This window comes from Bradyrhizobium sp. sGM-13 (assembly GCF_018398875.1).
In the GTDB taxonomy this organism is placed as follows: domain Bacteria; phylum Pseudomonadota; class Alphaproteobacteria; order Rhizobiales; family Xanthobacteraceae; genus Bradyrhizobium.
This window is the reverse complement of sequence record NZ_JAGWDK010000006.1, coordinates 66,351-82,548: the sequence shown is the minus strand read 5'-3', so window position 1 is coordinate 82,548 and position 16,198 is coordinate 66,351. Positions and strand designations below refer to the sequence as shown.

The 16,198-nt window shown below is 64.2% G+C and carries 18 protein-coding genes; 8 read left to right on the top strand and 10 right to left on the bottom strand.

All coding sequences use genetic code 11. The annotated features are described in order from the left end of the window. Window positions 1-25: 25 nt before the first annotated feature. The 4 genes from KJQ96_RS10980 to KJQ96_RS10965 all read left to right on the top strand — a co-directional run bounded on the left by KJQ96_RS10980 (window position 26) and on the right by KJQ96_RS10965 (window position 4,986). On the top strand, window positions 26-208 hold the full coding sequence (locus KJQ96_RS10980; protein ID WP_213286645.1) for a hypothetical protein: 183 nt from the start codon (window positions 26-28) through the stop codon (window positions 206-208). Window positions 209-355: 147 nt separating this feature from the next. Beyond that, the gene (locus tag KJQ96_RS10975; RefSeq protein ID WP_213286644.1) at window positions 356-1,894 is read left to right on the top strand and encodes a YifB family Mg chelatase-like AAA ATPase; all 1,539 of its coding nucleotides are present in this window, start codon (window positions 356-358) and stop codon (window positions 1,892-1,894) included. A gap of 170 nt (window positions 1,895-2,064) precedes the next feature. Further along, complete coding sequence (locus tag KJQ96_RS10970; protein WP_213286643.1) at window positions 2,065-2,532, top strand: hypothetical protein; 468 nt, start codon at window positions 2,065-2,067, stop codon at window positions 2,530-2,532. 219 nt (window positions 2,533-2,751) lie between these two features. Next, entirely contained in the window at window positions 2,752-4,986 is a 2,235-nt protein-coding gene (locus tag KJQ96_RS10965; protein WP_213286642.1) for a PAS domain-containing hybrid sensor histidine kinase/response regulator, read from the top strand. A 140-nt stretch (window positions 4,987-5,126) separates the two neighbouring features. Here KJQ96_RS10965 and coaA read toward each other — a convergent pair whose 3' ends face one another. The 7 genes from coaA to hisB form a co-directional block, all read right to left on the bottom strand. Then, window positions 5,127-6,083 (bottom strand): type I pantothenate kinase, encoded by a 957-nt coding sequence (coaA, locus tag KJQ96_RS10960; RefSeq protein WP_213286641.1) that lies wholly within the window; start codon window positions 6,081-6,083, stop codon window positions 5,127-5,129. Window positions 6,084-6,098: 15 nt separating this feature from the next. Beyond that, a complete protein-coding gene (locus tag KJQ96_RS10955; protein ID WP_213286640.1) occupies window positions 6,099-6,422 on the bottom strand; it encodes a phosphoribosyl-ATP diphosphatase in 324 nt (107 codons plus the stop codon). Between the two features lie 83 nt (window positions 6,423-6,505). After that, a complete protein-coding gene (gene hisF, locus KJQ96_RS10950; protein WP_028348308.1) occupies window positions 6,506-7,282 on the bottom strand; it encodes an imidazole glycerol phosphate synthase subunit HisF in 777 nt (258 codons plus the stop codon). A gap of 10 nt (window positions 7,283-7,292) precedes the next feature. Beyond that, on the bottom strand, window positions 7,293-8,036 hold the full coding sequence (gene hisA, locus KJQ96_RS10945) for a 1-(5-phosphoribosyl)-5-[(5-phosphoribosylamino)methylideneamino]imidazole-4-carboxamide isomerase (RefSeq protein WP_213286639.1): 744 nt from the start codon (window positions 8,034-8,036) through the stop codon (window positions 7,293-7,295). Continuing rightward, on the bottom strand, window positions 8,024-8,674 hold the full coding sequence (gene hisH, locus KJQ96_RS10940) for an imidazole glycerol phosphate synthase subunit HisH (RefSeq protein WP_213286638.1): 651 nt from the start codon (window positions 8,672-8,674) through the stop codon (window positions 8,024-8,026). Before hisH ends, hisA begins: the two co-directional genes overlap by 13 nt. Beyond that, entirely contained in the window at window positions 8,671-9,204 is a 534-nt protein-coding gene (locus tag KJQ96_RS10935; RefSeq protein WP_213286637.1) for a DUF2628 domain-containing protein, read from the bottom strand. Before KJQ96_RS10935 ends, hisH begins: the two co-directional genes overlap by 4 nt. Before the next feature lie 37 nt (window positions 9,205-9,241). Then, a complete protein-coding gene (gene hisB / locus KJQ96_RS10930) occupies window positions 9,242-9,835 on the bottom strand; it encodes an imidazoleglycerol-phosphate dehydratase HisB (protein ID WP_213286636.1) in 594 nt (197 codons plus the stop codon). A gap of 190 nt (window positions 9,836-10,025) precedes the next feature. On the opposite strand from hisB, the gene hslV reads away from it, so the two are divergent. Genes hslV through hslU form a run of 4 tightly spaced genes read left to right on the top strand, consistent with a single transcriptional unit; the run spans window position 10,026 to window position 13,033 of the window. Then, on the top strand, window positions 10,026-10,577 hold the full coding sequence (gene hslV, locus KJQ96_RS10925) for an ATP-dependent protease subunit HslV (RefSeq protein WP_028348313.1): 552 nt from the start codon (window positions 10,026-10,028) through the stop codon (window positions 10,575-10,577). Window positions 10,578-10,592: 15 nt separating this feature from the next. Then, complete coding sequence (locus tag KJQ96_RS10920) at window positions 10,593-11,078, top strand: GNAT family N-acetyltransferase (RefSeq protein WP_213286635.1); 486 nt, start codon at window positions 10,593-10,595, stop codon at window positions 11,076-11,078. Further along, window positions 11,075-11,680, top strand: a complete 606-nt coding sequence (locus KJQ96_RS10915; RefSeq protein ID WP_213286634.1) for a DUF2585 domain-containing protein — start codon at window positions 11,075-11,077, stop codon at window positions 11,678-11,680. The genes KJQ96_RS10920 and KJQ96_RS10915 overlap by 4 nt, the downstream gene beginning before the upstream one ends. A gap of 51 nt (window positions 11,681-11,731) precedes the next feature. Further along, window positions 11,732-13,033, top strand: coding sequence for an ATP-dependent protease ATPase subunit HslU (gene hslU, locus KJQ96_RS10910; RefSeq protein ID WP_213286633.1), 1,302 nt, complete (start codon window positions 11,732-11,734; stop codon window positions 13,031-13,033). 103 nt (window positions 13,034-13,136) lie between these two features. On the opposite strand, the gene KJQ96_RS10905 is transcribed toward hslU, so the two are convergent. From KJQ96_RS10905 to KJQ96_RS10895, 3 genes are read right to left on the bottom strand one after another with little or no spacing between them, the layout of a single operon-like run. Then, a complete protein-coding gene (locus tag KJQ96_RS10905) occupies window positions 13,137-13,733 on the bottom strand; it encodes a Smr/MutS family protein (RefSeq protein WP_213286632.1) in 597 nt (198 codons plus the stop codon). Then, complete coding sequence (locus tag KJQ96_RS10900; protein WP_309142396.1) at window positions 13,730-15,328, bottom strand: MltA domain-containing protein; 1,599 nt, start codon at window positions 15,326-15,328, stop codon at window positions 13,730-13,732. The genes KJQ96_RS10905 and KJQ96_RS10900 overlap by 4 nt, the downstream gene beginning before the upstream one ends. Next, the gene (locus tag KJQ96_RS10895; protein ID WP_213286630.1) at window positions 15,306-16,007 is read right to left on the bottom strand and encodes a Tim44/TimA family putative adaptor protein; all 702 of its coding nucleotides are present in this window, start codon (window positions 16,005-16,007) and stop codon (window positions 15,306-15,308) included. Before KJQ96_RS10895 ends, KJQ96_RS10900 begins: the two co-directional genes overlap by 23 nt. Window positions 16,008-16,198 lie beyond the last annotated feature (191 nt).

Genomic DNA, 16,198 nt, shown 5'->3' with positions numbered 1-16,198 from the left:
GGCAGCCAGTTTGGAGGCCCGGCAAATGACCAAGGATATGGTAGCTATCGGAGCCGGAATGCTCGTCGTCTGGCTCGCTGTGTGGAGCGTCCGGGGTAACTCCGAGAATGAGAGCCCTGCAAGGACAGAGGCGGTGCGCGTTCTCGCTGATGATCCGGCGCTGAAGCTTGTTTCTGAGCACAGCCCGTACATGCGAACGGAGCGCTAACGCGGGTCGAAATGTCGACGATCGATTGAGCACCGGCATGTCGATGCAGGAAGTGCATTGGCAGGCCCGAGGCGCATGATGTTCTCTTAATGTTCTTGACTTGCTCCCCGGTTCCACGCTACCTTCGATTGCGTCGCGGGGGGCAGCATGGTTGCGCGGGTATCTACCGTAGCTTTTGAAGGGATCGAGGCTCGCGCGGTCGACGTGCAGGTGCAGGTAGCGCCTGGGCTGCCGGCGTTTGCGATTGTCGGCCTGCCCGACAAGGCGGTGTCGGAGGCGCGTGAGCGGGTGCGCTCGGCGCTGATCGCCTCGGGGCTGGCCCTGCCGGCGCGGCGGATCATCGTCAATCTCGCGCCGGCCGATCTGCCGAAGGAAGGCAGTCATTACGATCTGCCGATCGCGCTCGGCCTGATGGCGGCGATCGGCGCGATCCCGCCGGATGCGCTCAACGGCTTCACCGTGCTGGGCGAACTCGGGCTCGATGGCTCGATTGCAGCCGTTGCCGGCGTGTTGCCGGCAGCGATCGGCGCGAACGCGCGCGAGGAGGGGCTGATCTGTCCCGCGGCGTGCGGCTCAGAAGCGGCTTGGGCGAGCCCGGACATCCAGATCATCGCGGCCAAATCGCTGATCCAGATTGCCAACCATTTTAAAGGCACGCAGGTGCTGTCGCGGCCGCAGCCGAAAGTGCACGAGCCGGAAGCAACGCATCTGGACTTGCGCGATATCAAGGGCCAGGAGAGTGCCAAGCGCGCGCTGGAGATCGCGGCGGCCGGCGGACATCATTTGCTGATGATCGGCTCGCCCGGTGCGGGCAAGTCGATGCTGGCGGCGCGGCTGCCTTCGATCCTGCCGCCGCTGTCGCCATCCGAACTTTTGGAAGTGTCGATGATCGCCTCCGTCGCCGGCGAAATCCGCGACGGCGCGCTGACCGCGCGGCGGCCGTTCCGCGCACCGCATCATTCCGCCAGCATGGCTGCGCTGACCGGCGGCGGCCTGCGCGCAAAACCTGGCGAGATTTCGCTGGCGCATCAGGGCGTGCTGTTCCTCGACGAACTGCCCGAGTTCGATCCGCGCGTGCTCGACTCGCTGCGCCAGCCGCTGGAGAACGGCGAGGTCTCGGTGTCCCGCGCCAACCACCGCGTCACCTACCCCGCGCGCTTCATGCTGGTTGCGGCGATGAATCCCTGCCGCTGTGGCCAGGCCTATGATCCCGGCTATTCCTGCAGGCGCGCGCCGGTCGACCGCTGCACCGCGGATTACCAGATGCGCATCTCCGGCCCGCTGATGGATCGCATCGACCTGCGGATCGAGGTGCCGGCGGTCACCGCCGCCGACCTGATCCTGCCGCCGCCTTCCGAAGGCTCAGCCGAAGTCGCAGCCCGCGTCGCCGCGGCGCGCGACATCCAGCTCGCGCGCTATGCAGCGGCCGGCATGCCGCATATCCGCACCAATGCCGAAGCGCCGGCTTCGCTGCTGGAAACGATCGCGCAGCCGGATGCACAAGGCCAAAAGCTGCTGCGCGACGCCGCCGAAACCATGAAGCTGACCGCGCGCGGCTATCACCGCGTGCTGCGCGTCGCGCGCACGCTCGCCGACCTCGATCGTGCAGAAAAGATCGGCCGGCTGCATCTGGCGGAGGCGCTATCGTATCGCGTGCTGGCGGAGGATCTGCGACGGGCGGCGTAGAACTGCGGCCGTCGGCCGGCCAAGCGACGTCGGATCTCTCGTCTCTCTCGCGACCAGGATGCTGCCGCCAGAAAGAACAACCAGCGTCAACGCGGCGGTAACTAGTTTCCTTTACCCTCTGCCAACCATAGGTCCCATGTCGCGGACTTATGGTGAGCGAGTAGCGTGTCATGTTGCGTTTGAAGATCCTGGCCTCGGTGATTCCGCTGGCAATTGTCGCCCTGTTCGCGCGCGGCGAATTTTTGGCCGGCCCGCGGCCCTGCATCGAACTATCAGGCACTTCCGTCCAGATCGCCGCCCTCTCCTGGCAGGCGCACCGGCACGTCAGTTTCACCAGCGATCCAGGCCGCGCGACGGTGCGAGTCCAGATTACCGACAACGCGGAAGCGGCCGACTTCACCGTGATCGACGATATCGATACGGCCGAAGCCGGTGCCTGCGCGAGCAACGCGCCACCGCTTCTGGTCGCGATCTCCCGCAATCCCTCAGGCTCCGATCCGGTGATCTACCTTTCCAGGGATGGACCGGCCGACCACCGCATCTTCGTGTCCTCGAAGAGCTTTTCGCTGCTCGATGCCGCCGCCCTGATCGTCGGCGCTCGCGGCGAGCGCCACCGCATCGAAGCGGCATCGCTCTAGGTTCGGGGCATCGTGTTTTCGGAAAACCGGTTCCCACTTTGCGCGAACGCGGCCCTCCGGGTCCGGACCATGCTCGGTTAACCTTTCATTCACCCTGTTCTCATCGCGGCCGTCATGCGCTGGGAGCCTCAAGCACTTTGCAACATCGGCGACGCATCTTCGAGAGAGGCGGCGAAGCAGGCCGGTTCAATTCAAGCAGCAAGCTTAGGGTCATTGGCGATGGGACGGACTTTCCGGATCAAACTTGCCTTTCGCCGCTTCGGCCGCCGTCATCCCTGGCTCACCTTCGCGCTGCGCTCCGTCATGATCTTCTCGGCCGTGTTCGGCGGGGCCTTTGGCTTCATCACCGGAGCCAAGGCGGAAAACTCCGGCTATGATCCGCACTCTTTTGCGATTGGCGTCGCCTTCCTGTTTGCGGTCGCCTGCGTCGCGCTCGCCGCCTTCAGCGTCCGGCTCCGCCTGCTGCGCAAGAAGATGCGCAAGGTCGCGCTGCATAATGAAGCGTTGGCCGACCGGAACTGGGAATTGCAGGAAGCCGAGCAGCGTACCCGGCGGCTGTTCGAATCGCAGGGTGACCTGATCGTGCTGCGCGACGGCGAGGGTCGCATCACCTACGCCAACGACGCCTATTGCGCGCTGGCGCAAATGCCGCGCGACGCGCTGATCGGCAGCCGTTTCGCGCTTACCATTCTCGAACAGGGCGATACCGCGCTCGAGCCGAACGGCACCCGCGTTCACGACCAGCAAATCGAGGGGCCGCTCGGCCCGCGCTGGATCGCCTGGCGCGAAGGGTTCGTCCGCAACGACGCCGGCGAGCGGGCGGAAATGCAAAGCGTCGGCCGCGACGTTACCGACCGCACCGAGAGCGAACGCGCGCTGACCGAGGCCCGCGACCAGGCGGACGCGGCAAGCCGCGCCAAGTCGCGCTTCCTCGCGATGGCGAGCCACGAGATCCGCACACCGCTCAACGGCATCATCGGCATGAGCGGCCTGTTGATGGACACGCCGCTGACGCCGGAACAGGCGACCTATGTCAAGGCGGTGAAGACTTCCGGCGACGCGCTGCTCTCGCTGATCGAGGAACTGCTGGATTATTCCAAGATCGAGGCCGGCAAGATCGACCTCGAACATCGTCCGTTCGCCTTGTCGGGCCTGATCGAGGACATCACCGAATTGCTCGCGCCGCGCGCGGAGGCCAAGAAGATCGAGGTGGCCGCCTATGTCGACGAGCGGCTGCCGACGCACGTGATCGGCGATGCAGCTCGCTTGAGGCAGGTGCTGCTCAATCTCGCCGGCAATGCGATAAAATTCACCTCAACCGGCGGTGTTGCCCTGATCGTCGAACCCGGCATCTGGCCCAACGAGATCAGTTTCCTGGTCCGCGATACCGGCATCGGCATCGCCCCCGAGGCACGCGAGCGGATCTTTCGCGAGTTCGAGCAGGCCGACGACAAGATCGCCCGCAGCTACGGCGGCACCGGTCTCGGCTTGAGCATCTCCGACCGTATCGTCAAGCGCATGGGCGGCTGCATCGCGCTGGAGAGCACGCCGGGCATGGGCTCGACATTCGAAGTGTCGCTGCCCCTTGCCGCCGCGGGCGGTGAGCAAATCTCCTTTGCGGCGCCGGATCTTTCCGGCAACTCGATCATGCTGGTCTCGCCCGCGAGCATCGAGGCCTCGCTGACCGCGCGGCGGCTGCAGCGCTGGGGTGGGCAGACCTGCATGGTATCAGACGCCAACGTCGCAGAGGCCCTGCTGCCCGAGCGCGCCTGGCACGCCGTGCTGATCGATCACGCGCTGGGGCTCGCCGAAATCGAACGGCTTGGCGAAGCTGCGCGCCTGCATGCCACCCAGCGCATAGTGATGTTCACGCCGGCGACGCGGCACGAAATGCAACCATCCGCCACTTCCGCCCTCACCGGCTATCTGGTCAAACCGCTGCGTGCAGCCTCGCTCGCGGCGCGCATGACGGCCGCGCCGGAAGTGGCCGCACCGAGCCTGGATCCGGCCATCGACCCGAGCGAGACGCCCGCCGCGCCGTCAGCCAAGGGCCTGTCGATCCTGGTTGCCGAGGACAACCAGATCAATGCGCTGTTGATCCGATCGCTGCTCGGCCGGCTCGGCCATCATGCCGTCATCACCACCGACGGCGCCGAGGCGCTGGAGTCCTGGCTCTCGGCGAAATCCGCGGGCAGTCCCTACGATCTCGTCCTGATGGACATCCAGATGCCGCAGCTCAACGGCATCGAAACCACCAAACGGATTCGTAGCCTCGAATCCGGCGAGCCGAATAGCCGAACGCCGATCCTCGCGCTCACCGCCAACACGCTGGTGGAAGATCGCTACGCCTGCTTCGAGGCCGGCATGGACGGATTCCTGATCAAGCCGCTCGACCGCGAAAAACTCGCCGAGGCGCTCGCCGGGCTGATCGCGTCACGGCACATCGCGGCGTGAGGTCGAACAAACTCGACGTCGTGCCTGCGAACGCAAGGACCCATAACCCCAAGACTTAGTGATAAGCAAAAGTCGTCTACCCACCTGCCCAAAGAAAAGCCGCGGGGTATGGGTCCCTGCGTTCGCAGGGACGACAGCAATCACAGCCGCCGCAGAGCGACCGTCTCGACCAGATGATCGGCGCGCTTTTTCAGGATCAGCGTCGCGCGCGGACGCGTCGGCAAAATATTGTCCTCGAGATTGGCGAGGTTGGTGCGCTCCCAGATCGCGATCGCGGTCGCGGTCGCCTCCTCGTCGGAGAGTACCGCGTAGCGATGAAAATATGATTTCGGATCGTGGAACGCGGTATCCCTGAGCGCCAGGAAGCGCCGCACATACCATTCGCGCAGCACCGGCTCCTCGGCGTCGATATAGACGGAGAAGTCGAAGAAGTCCGACACCACGGGCACCGCCTTGCCGTCGCGCGGCAGTCGGCCGGTCTGCAGGACGTTGACGCCCTCGACGATCAGGATGTCCGGACGATCGACCTCGATCCACTCGTTCGGCACGATGTCGTAGACCAGATGCGAGTAGACCGGCGCGCGCACCGGTCTGCGACCGGCTTTGATGTCGGAAAGAAACGCCAGCAGCATCGGCAGATCGTAGCTCTCGGGAAAGCCCTTTTTCTGCATCATCCCCTGCCGCTCGAGCACGGCGTTGGGAAACAGGAAACCGTCGGTCGTCACCAGGTCGACCTTCGGCCGCGGCGACCAGCGCGCCAGCAGCGCCTGCAGCACGCGCGCAGTGGTCGATTTGCCGGCCGCGACCGAGCCGGCGACGCCGATGATGTAGGGGACCTTGCGGTCGCGGATGCCGAGAAACTGGCGCTGCGCCCGGAAGAGCCGATCGGTCGCATCGACATAGATCGACAACAGGCGCGACAGCGGCAGGTAGATGTCCTCGACCTCCTGCAGATCGAGGCGGTCATGCATCGAACGCAGCCGCTCGAATTCGCCAGGCTCCAGCGTCATCGGCGTGTCGTCGCGCAGCCGCGCCCACTGCTCGCGGGTGAAGATGCGGTACGGATTGTATTGCTGATCGGGAGCCCGGATATCCATGCGTTGCCCTCTCGGTCAGTCGCGCTTGCGCGACGCCTTCTCCTCAAGCCCGGACATCGAGGTCCGCTGCGCCAGCGCGGCTTCGACGTCCTCCAGCTTCACGCCCCGCGACTTCAACAACACCAGCAGGTGAAACAGCAGGTCAGCGCTTTCGGCAATCAGGTGACTGCGGTCGTTCTCGATCGCCGCGATCACGGTCTCGACCGCTTCCTCGCCCAGCTTCTTGGCGCAGTGCTCCGCCCCCCTGTCGAGCAATTTGCGGGTGTAGGACGCCTCTCCTCCCGATGCGGCCCGTGCATCGATGGTGGCGGCCAGATCATGGATCGTGAAACGCGACATCAACCGAACTCAACACTCGCGCCCGCCCAAAGGCCGGGTCGCTGTCCCTATGCAGGGCTTAGCACTTTTGTGACAGGGAGTCGTCAGGGATCGAGCCGCATCGGCAGCCCGGCGCGCACCATGTGCTCCTTGGCTTGGCGTATGGTAAATTCGCCGAAGTGGAATATCGAGGCCGCCAGCACTGCGGTGGCGTGGCCCTGGCGGATGCCATCGACGAGGTGGTCGAGATTGCCGACGCCGCCGGAGGCGATGACCGGTACGGGGACACTGTCGGCGATGGCCTGCGTCAGCGGCAGGTCGAAGCCTTGGCGGGTGCCGTCGCGATCCATCGAGGTCAACAGAATCTCGCCGGCGCCGAGCGAGACAACTTCCTGCGCGTATTCGATGGCGTCGATCCCGGTGGAGTTGCGCCCGCCATGGGTAAAAATCTCCCAGCGGTCCGAGCCACCGCCGCGCTTGACCCGCTTGGCGTCGATCGCCACCACGATGCACTGCTCGCCGAATTTTTCCGCCGCCTGCTTGACGAACTCGCGGTTAGCGACGGCGGCCGAGTTGATCGAGACCTTGTCGGCGCCCGAACGCAGCAGCGTCTTGATGTCCTCGATGGTCCGGACCCCGCCGCCGACCGTCAGCGGCATGAAGCAGGCTTCCGCCGTGCGCCGCACGACATCGAGCATGATGCCACGGTTTTCGTGGGTGGCGGTGATGTCGAGGAAGCACAATTCGTCGGCGCCGGCCGCGTCATATGCAATCGCCGCCTCGACAGGATCACCGGCGTCGCGCAGGTCGACGAAGTTGACGCCCTTGACCACGCGGCCGTCCTTGACGTCGAGACAGGGGATGACGCGGACCTTGAACATCACAAAACTCCTAGGCGCGCGCGTTGCGGATCAACGTCAAAGCGGCGGCGGGATCCAGCCGCCCATCATAGAGCGCGCGGCCGGCAATGGCGCCGGCGAGCTTCTTGGCGCGCGGCTCGAGCAGCGCCTTGACGTCCTCAATGGAAGCAAACCCGCCGGATGCGATCACGGGAATGGAAATGCGCTCTGCGAGCGCGACCGTGGCATCGAGGTTCAGGCCCTTCAACAGGCCGTCGCGCGCGATGTCGGTGAAAATGATGGCAGCGACGCCGGCATCCTCGAACCGTTGCGCGATTTCGAGCGCGGTCACCTGCGAGGTCTCGGCCCAGCCTTCCACCGCAACCTTGCCGTCGCGCGCGTCGAGTCCGACCGCGACGCGGCCGGGAAATTTTTTCGCCGCGCCCTTCACCAGCTCCGGATCGCGCACCGCCGCCGTGCCGATGATGACCCGCGCGATGCCCTTGTCGAGCCAGGCTTCCACCGTCTTGAGATCGCGGATGCCGCCGCCGAGCTGCACCGGCATGGTGACCGCTTTGAGCATCGCCTCGACCGCCAGCGCGTTCATCGGCTTGCCGGCAAAGGCACCATCGAGATCGACGACGTGGAGATATTCAAACCCCTGCTCGGCAAAAGCGCGCGCCTGCGCCGCGGGATCGAGGTTGAACACGGTCGCGCGCGCCATGTCGCCCTGCTCGAGACGCACGCATTGGCCGTTTTTCAGGTCGACGGCAGGAAAGAGGATCACGGCTTCCACTTCAAAAAATTCGAGATCAGGGCCAGGCCGAAACGTTGGCTCTTCTCGGGGTGAAACTGCGTGCCGATGGCGGTGTCTCGGCCTACGATCGCGGTCACCGGCCCGCCGTAGTCGGCACGCGCCAGCACATCGGCCTCATTGGAGGCATTGAGGTGATAGGAGTGCACGAAATAGGCATGGCGGCCCTTCGGCCCGAGCGGCAGGCGCTCCAGCACCGGGTGCTCGCGGACCAGGTCGAGCGTGTTCCAGCCCATATGGGGAATTTTCAGATTTTCCTCGCGCGGCGAAATCCTCTCGACGTCGCCCTCGATCCAGTTGAAGCCGTCGGTCGTGACGTGCTCCTTGCCGCGCGTCGCCATCAACTGCATGCCGACGCAAATGCCGAAGAACGGCCGGGCCTTGACGCGCACCGCTTCCGTCATCGCTTCCAGCATGCCGTCCACGGCGTCGAGACCACGGCGGCAATCGGCGAAGGCACCGACGCCCGGCAGCACGATGCGATCGGCGCGGTACACGGCGTCCGGATCGCGCGTCACCATGACCTTCTGCGGATCTTCCATGCTCCGCGAGGCGCGCTCAAAGGCCTTTGCCGCAGAGTGAAGATTGCCGGAGCCGTAATCGACGATCGCAACGGTCATCGTGGCCCTCCCGGCTCCGGAAACAAGCCGATGATTCCGCCTTGCGGCAAGGGCGGCGGCGGCTTGGAGAACGACTGGCCCGGAATGTTGCGGGTCGGCGGCGGCGCGCCGCGATCGACCGACCGTTGGTCGTTGATCAGCCCGCGCTGCCGGCCGGTCCAGCGTTCGAAGAAGCGGTGTTCGGCAGCTTCCTCGTCGTCGGCAACCACGATATCGAGCTGGCGCCATTTGCGCCGCGACAGCGTCCAGCGCCGCAGGCTGGCCGCTTCGAGGCCCATCAGGATGGCGAGCAGGACATCAACAGCGAAGATCGTGCCGCGGCTGGCGCCCAGCGCCCACATACCGAACTGCACGGCTGTCATCAGAACAATCCAGCCGATCAGCGCCAGCCACAGCCGATGCCACAATAGCCAGATCACGCTCGCGACCGCAGCCCAGAAATGGAAGCCGTCACGGACAAACACGAATTTGTCGGTCGCCGGAAGATCGGCGCCATTGGCTATGGGAGCATGCACTGTGTAGACCGGCATCGAATCTCTCCGCCGCGAACGAAAACGCGAACAAGCGTCAGCCGCCGAGCTGACCCTTGGTGGAAGGCACCTCGCCCGCCGCGCGCGGATCGATCGCAACCGCGGCACGAAGCGCCCTCGCCAGACCCTTGAAACAGGATTCGGCGATATGATGGCTGTTCTCGCCATATAAGGTCTCGACGTGCAAAGTCACGCCGGCGTTGATGGTGAAGGCGTTGAACCATTCGCGCACCAGCTCGGTATCGAACTGACCGACCTTGTCGCGCGGAAAATCGACCTTGAACACCAGTACCGGCCGGCCCGAAATGTCGATGACGACGCGCGAGAGCGTTTCGTCCATCGGCATGTGGATCGAGGCATAGCGGGTGATGCCGGCCATGGTGCCGAGCGCCTGCTTGACGGCCTGGCCCAGCGCGATGCCGACGTCCTCGGTGGTGTGGTGGTGGTCGACATGCAGATCGCCATCCGCATTGACGGTGATGTCGATGCGGGAATGCCGGGCCAAGAGATCGAGCATATGGTCGAAAAAGCCGATGCCGGTCGAAATCTTGGACACGCCCGTGCCATCGAGGTTCACCGCGACCTCAATGTCGGTTTCCTTGGTCTTGCGCTTGATGGACGCTGTGCGCATGAAAACTGCTTCCCTTGGGCCGCCTGGGGCCGAAAACGCGGCCCTTTTAACAGGCGGATGTCACCTTCGCTACTGCGGGATGGCGTTTGAAGGGCTGAACTTCGGCCCATGGTGACCGGATTCGGGATGAAACGGCGCGATTGTAACCCCTCCCCTCAACCCCTAAATCTGACTGGAAAGAGGGCGATCCATGCAAGCATCTGAGAACAACCTGCCGATCTGGCACGGCACCACGATTTTGACGGTTCGCAAGGGCGGCAAGGTGGTAATCGGCGGCGACGGCCAGGTCTCGATCGGCCAGACCGTCATCAAGGCCAACGCCAAAAAGGTCCGGAAAATCGGCAAGGGCGACGTGATCGGCGGTTTTGCCGGGGCGACCGCTGATGCCTTCACCCTGTTCGAGCGGCTGGAGAGCAAGCTCGAGCAATATCCGGGGCAATTGACCCGTGCGGCGGTCGAACTCGCCAAGGACTGGCGGACCGACCGCTATCTGCGCCGGCTGGAGGCGATGATGATCGTCGCCGACAAGGACGTCTCGCTGGTCCTGACCGGCACCGGCGACGTGCTGGAGCCGGAAGCCGGCGTGATGGCGATCGGCTCCGGCGGCAACTACGCCCTGGCGGCCGCCCGCGCCATGGTCGATACCGACAAGGATGCCGAGACCATCGTGCGCCGGGCGCTCGATATCGCTGCCGACATCTGCGTCTACACCAACCGGAACGTCACGATCGAAACGCTCTGAGGGGAGCCGCCGGTCATGGCGCCGGAATATGTCTTCCGCCCGATGGCTGTGGCCGACCTGCCGTTGATCCGGCAGTGGCTCGCGCGGCCGCATGTGCGCGAATGGTGGGGCGACCCCTCTGAACAATATGAACTGGTCAGCGGCGATCTCGATGAACCGGCGATGGATCAGTTCATCGTCTCGGCGGGAAGTAACGATTTCGGCTACCTGCAGTGCTACGACCTGACGGCGTGGAATTCAGGCTTTGGCGAACATCCGCGCGGCACCCGCGGCATCGACCTCTTCATCGGCGAGCCGGACATGATCGGACGCGGCCATGGTTCGGCGCTCATCCGGGCCTTCGTCGAGAACCGGTTGAAGCGCGGCGCGCCGCGCATTGTGACCGATCCAGATCCGGCCAATACGCGGGCCGTGCGTGCCTATGAGAAGGCGGGCTTTGAAAAAGTCGGCATGGTCGATACACCTGATGGCCCCGCTCTATTGATGGTCCGCAACGCATGACCTCCACCAACAGTATCGAGAAAGCTCCAGTCACGCTTTCGGGCCTACACTGGACATTACTCGCAGCCGCCATCCTCGCGGCGCAAGCTGCGATCCTGTACGGGATGGGACGCCTGCCGATCTGCGCCTGCGGCTACGTCAAGCTCTGGCACGGCATCGTGCAGAGTTCGGAAAACTCCCAGCACATCGCCGACTGGTATTCGCTATCGCATATCCTGCACGGCTTCCTGTTCTACGGCGCGGCCTTCCTTGCGTTCCCGCGCCTGGCCTGGCAGGGCCGGCTGATACTCGCCATCCTGGTCGAAGGCGGCTGGGAACTGGTCGAGAATTCCGATTGGATCATCAATCGCTACCGCGCCGGCACGATCTCGCTGGATTATTTCGGCGATACCATCGTCAATTCGATTTCCGATATGCTCTTCATGATCGGTGGCTTCTTGATGGCGAGGAAACTTCCAGTGGCAGTCACCGTCGCTCTTGCAATGTTGTTCGAGCTGGTGATGACGCTCCACATTCGCGACAATCTGACGCTCAACATTATCATGCTGATTCACCCCTTCGAGGCGATCAAACTCTGGCAAGGTGGCCCGCCGATCATTTAGCGGCCTCGTGCACCGCTTGCTCTCGCAACATTGGACACCTACCTAGGACCCATGACCGACTTTTCTCCCCGTGAAATCGTCTCCGAACTCGACCGCTTCATCGTCGGCCAGGCCGACGCCAAGCGCGCGGTATCGATCGCGCTGCGCAATCGCTGGCGGCGGCTGAAGCTCACCGGCTCGCTTCGCGAAGAGGTGCTGCCGAAAAACATCCTGATGATCGGGCCGACCGGCGTCGGCAAGACCGAGATCGCGCGGCGGCTGGCAAAGCTCGCCGGCGCACCCTTCATCAAGGTCGAGGCCACGAAATTCACCGAGGTCGGCTATGTCGGGCGCGACGTCGAGCAGATCATCCGCGATCTCGTCGAGGTCGCTATCGTGCAGGTGCGCGAGCGCAAGCGCAAGGACGTGCAGGCCCGCGCGCAACTTGCCGCCGAGGAGCGCGTGCTGGACGCGCTGGTCGGACCGGCCTCCAGCCCGGCGACCCGCGATTCCTTCCGCAAGAAGCTGCGCGCCGGCGAGCTCAACGACAAGGAAATCGAGATCGAGACGCAATCCTCCGGCGGCATGCCGATGTTCGAGATTCCGGGGATGCCGGGCGCGCAGATGGGCGCAATCTCGATCGGCGACATTTTTGGCAAACTTGGAGGGCGAACCAAGACCCGCCGGCTCACGGTTGAAGGCTCGCACGAGATTCTCGTCAACGAAGAGTCCGACAAGTTGCTCGACAATGACCAGGTCGTGCTGGAAGCGATCGCCGCGGTCGAGAACAACGGCATCGTGTTCCTCGACGAGATCGACAAGATCTGCGTGCGCGAAAACCGCCTCGGCGGCGACGTCTCGCGGGAGGGCGTGCAGCGCGACCTGCTGCCGCTGATCGAAGGCACCACCGTCACGACCAAGCACGGCGCGGTCAAGACCGACCACATCCTGTTCATCGCCTCCGGCGCGTTTCATATTGCCAAGCCCTCGGATCTGCTGCCGGAATTGCAGGGCCGCCTGCCGATCCGCGTCGAGTTGGAGGCATTGACCCGCGACGACATGCGCCGCATCCTGACCGAGCCGGAAGCGTCGCTGATCAAGCAATATGTCGCGCTGATGCAGACAGAGGGCGTGACGCTCGATATCACCGACGGCGCCATCGACGCGCTGGCTGATATCGCCGTCGCCGTCAACTCGGCGGTCGAGAACATCGGCGCGCGGCGGCTGCAAACGGTGATGGAGCGGGTGCTCGACGAGATTTCATTCGCCGCGCCGGATCGTCATGGTGAGACCATCAAGGTCGATGCCGAATACGTGCAGAACCACATCGGCGATCTCGCCAAGAACTCGGATCTGAGCCGGTTTATTTTGTAGCCGTCAACGGTTTCTTGTTTTGACGCGTTTTCTTGACGCGAACCGGTGTCCACCCCGGATCAAATCCCGGGCAGGCTTTCGCTTGAAAACGCTCTAAGCGAGATTAGAAACGCGCTCGCCGCACGCGCACGTACAGGGCACCCTCGCCGCCATGGCCGATATGGGCTTCCTCGAAGCCGACCACCAGGGCGCGGAATTCCGGTAGTCCGAGCCATTGCGGCACCTGACGGCGCAGCACGCCGCGCTCGGACTCAGTACCCACCTTGCCCTTGCCGGTGATGACGAGCACGAAGCTCAGCCCGTCATGATGGGCGCGCTGCAGGAAACCTAACAGCGCGCGATGCGCGCGCGTCTGCGTCATGCCATGCAGGTCGAGCCTTGCATCGATCTCCTTGCGACCGCGCGACAGATGCGACCGCTCGCGACGGCCGATCGGCGCCAGCGGCGGTGGTTCCGGCTTTGAAGGCGCAACCAGTCGCGCCGGCGCGACGTGCCTCGGTGAAGCGGCGGGTTTCGGAGCGATCTTGTGCTCGGTTTCCGCCGGAGCAGCCGACGGCTTCGAGACGCGGTGCCGCTTGCGCAGCGGCTTGACCTGCTTGGCGACGCTCTCCCACAGCGCGCGCTCCTCTTCGCTCAGGCCGCGCTTGCGGCGCGGCGGCTCCGGCAATTCGGGAATAAAACTCGACGACCGGCGCTTCATCGACGATGGCGATATCGGCGCAGGTGACGCGGCTGCGGCTTTGCCGAAACCGCTTCAACGTTCGGCCGCGGTTCTGGAAGCGGTATTGGCTCTGCTACGGCGGCCTGGACGGCCGGCGCCGGCGAGGGCCTGCTTGCGGACGATGTCGTCGCCTGCATCGCAGGCTTGGCGTTGGTCGCCGCCGTTACATCGGACGGCTTTCCGGCACTCTTCGGATCCTTGGACGGATCCTTCAACGGATCGGTTTGCGGGAATAGTCTTGCGATCGTCTCCGACGGTCGCTCGTCCGGCACCGGCATCTTGCGGCCACGCGCCACCGGATCAAGGCTCTTCGGCACCAGGATCACGAAGCGGGCATTGTGGCGGAGGCGGCCGGACACCTTGCCGGCGTCGAGGCCGGCGCCGAAGTAGAGATCGGCGCGCGCGGGCCCGACGATGGCGGAGCCGGTGTCCTGCGCAATCATCAGGCGGCGAAACGGTGTCTTCGATCGCTCCGATTCGATCGGCAGTTCGCCCTCGATGAAGAACGGCGTGCCATAGACGTGCAGCGATTTGTCGACCGCGATCGACCGCCCCGGCGTCAACGGCACGCCCTGGGCGCCAACCGCCTCATCCTTGTCGGAAAGCTGCACCTCGCGGAAGAAGACGTACGACTTGTTCTGCCGCCGCACCTCCTCGGCCTCATTGGGATTCTGTTCCATCCATTCCCGGATCTTCTGCATCGACATCTGATCCTTGGGGATGATGTTGCGTTCGATCAGGATGCGGCCGACCGGCGTATACGGAAAACCATTATGCGCATCGTAGTTGATGCGAACGGTCGAGCCGTCGTCGAGGCTGACCCGCGCCGAGCCTTGGATCTGCGAGAACAGCAGGTCGGTCTGGTCCTTCAGCCAGCAGATTTCCAGGCCGCGGCCGGCGATTACGCCATCCTCGATCTCGGCGCGATCGTAATAGGGTACTAGCTTGCGGCGGCCGATCTTGCGGAACACCTGGCCCTTGTTGGGCAGGCCGGCCGAGCTCTGCGTGGTGCCCCGGACGAACAGGTTCGAGGGCCGGCGATAGACCGGCACCTTGTAGACCTCGTTCTCCGTCCGTGAGCCGTCGACGATGGGTTCGTAATAGCCGGTAACAAAACCCTCGCCTTCACCAAGCCGCGAAATGCGTAAGGGAAGAAAGTGCTCCTCGAAGAAAGCCCTCGCCTTCACGCCATCTGATAGTTCGAGACCCTTGGCGATACGGCAGGGATCGCGGAGCGACATACCGAGTGCCTTTGGATCGGCAGGCGGCTTCTGCTGCGCCGCTATCGGCCTGCAGCTCGTGCGAAATGCCTTGTAGGCGGCGAGATGATCGTCCTCGCGCCAGCCCGCGATCTCGGACCAGGCGACCGGCGCATACTGGCCGCCGCTAATCTGAAACGGGAATTCGAGCGGTGGGTATGGCAGGTGGCGGACGGGCTGCGGATGCGAAGGCCTTTGCGCGCGTGAATGCCGCACTGCTGCGGCATCCGATGGTGCGATCGAGCACGCCAAAGCGAGCACGCCCAACGCAAGCCCCGCAAGGCTTCGCGTCTTAGCCCGCGCTTCCAGTGCCAACCAGCTTCCAGTTCGGATCGCGAGAGCTCGTGTCGCGGGCGAAAGTCCAGACATCGGTGATATCGGCGACCTTATCGGGGTTGCCATCGACAATGGCGCCGGTCTTGTCGCGTGTGACCGAAATCATCTGCGACACGAAGCGAACCGTCAGTTGCGCCGCGCGGTCGCGGGCTTCCGCACTCACCAGCTCGGCCTTGTCGATCGAAACAAACCGCGTTTCGGTTTTCTGCTCGTGCTTCTCGCGATCCTTGATCACGGCCTCGAAGCTCTCATAGACTTCGCTCGACAGGAGATCCTTCAGCGCCCGGCGGTCGCCATTGGCGAAGGCCAGCACGATCATCTCGTAGGCGCTGCGGGCGCCGGAGAGAAAGTGCCGCGGATCGAATGAGGAGTCCTGGGCGGTGATGGCGTCGAGGCCTGCGGCGAGCGGCGTGCCCGGCTCGGCGATGCCTTTCCAACGATCAGCCGGCGCAACATCGGCATTCGGCGCCAGCGGCGTCTGGTCGATGACGGTACCCGGCAAGGGAACGACGTTGTTGTCCTGCGTACGCTGCACGACGTTGGGAGCGGCGCGATCATAGGGCGGACGTTCGCTCCCTGTGCGCTGTCCGAGGACGCTGCGCAGGCGCAGGAAGATAAAGACCGCCAGCGCCAGGAAGATGATGGTATAAATATCCACGTCGTATTCGCTTTCTGGTTCCAGCGCCGGCAACGGTTCCGGCGGTCGAGCGTTCCCTGGTGAGAAGCTCTCTTACGAGATTTCCCTGGGAACGGCAGAGATTACATCATCGATCGAGACTGCAGCATGTAGGCATGAAACTGCGCCCGGCCAATGGCGCGTTTTGGCGCGGGTCAATTGTAGCGCGTTTT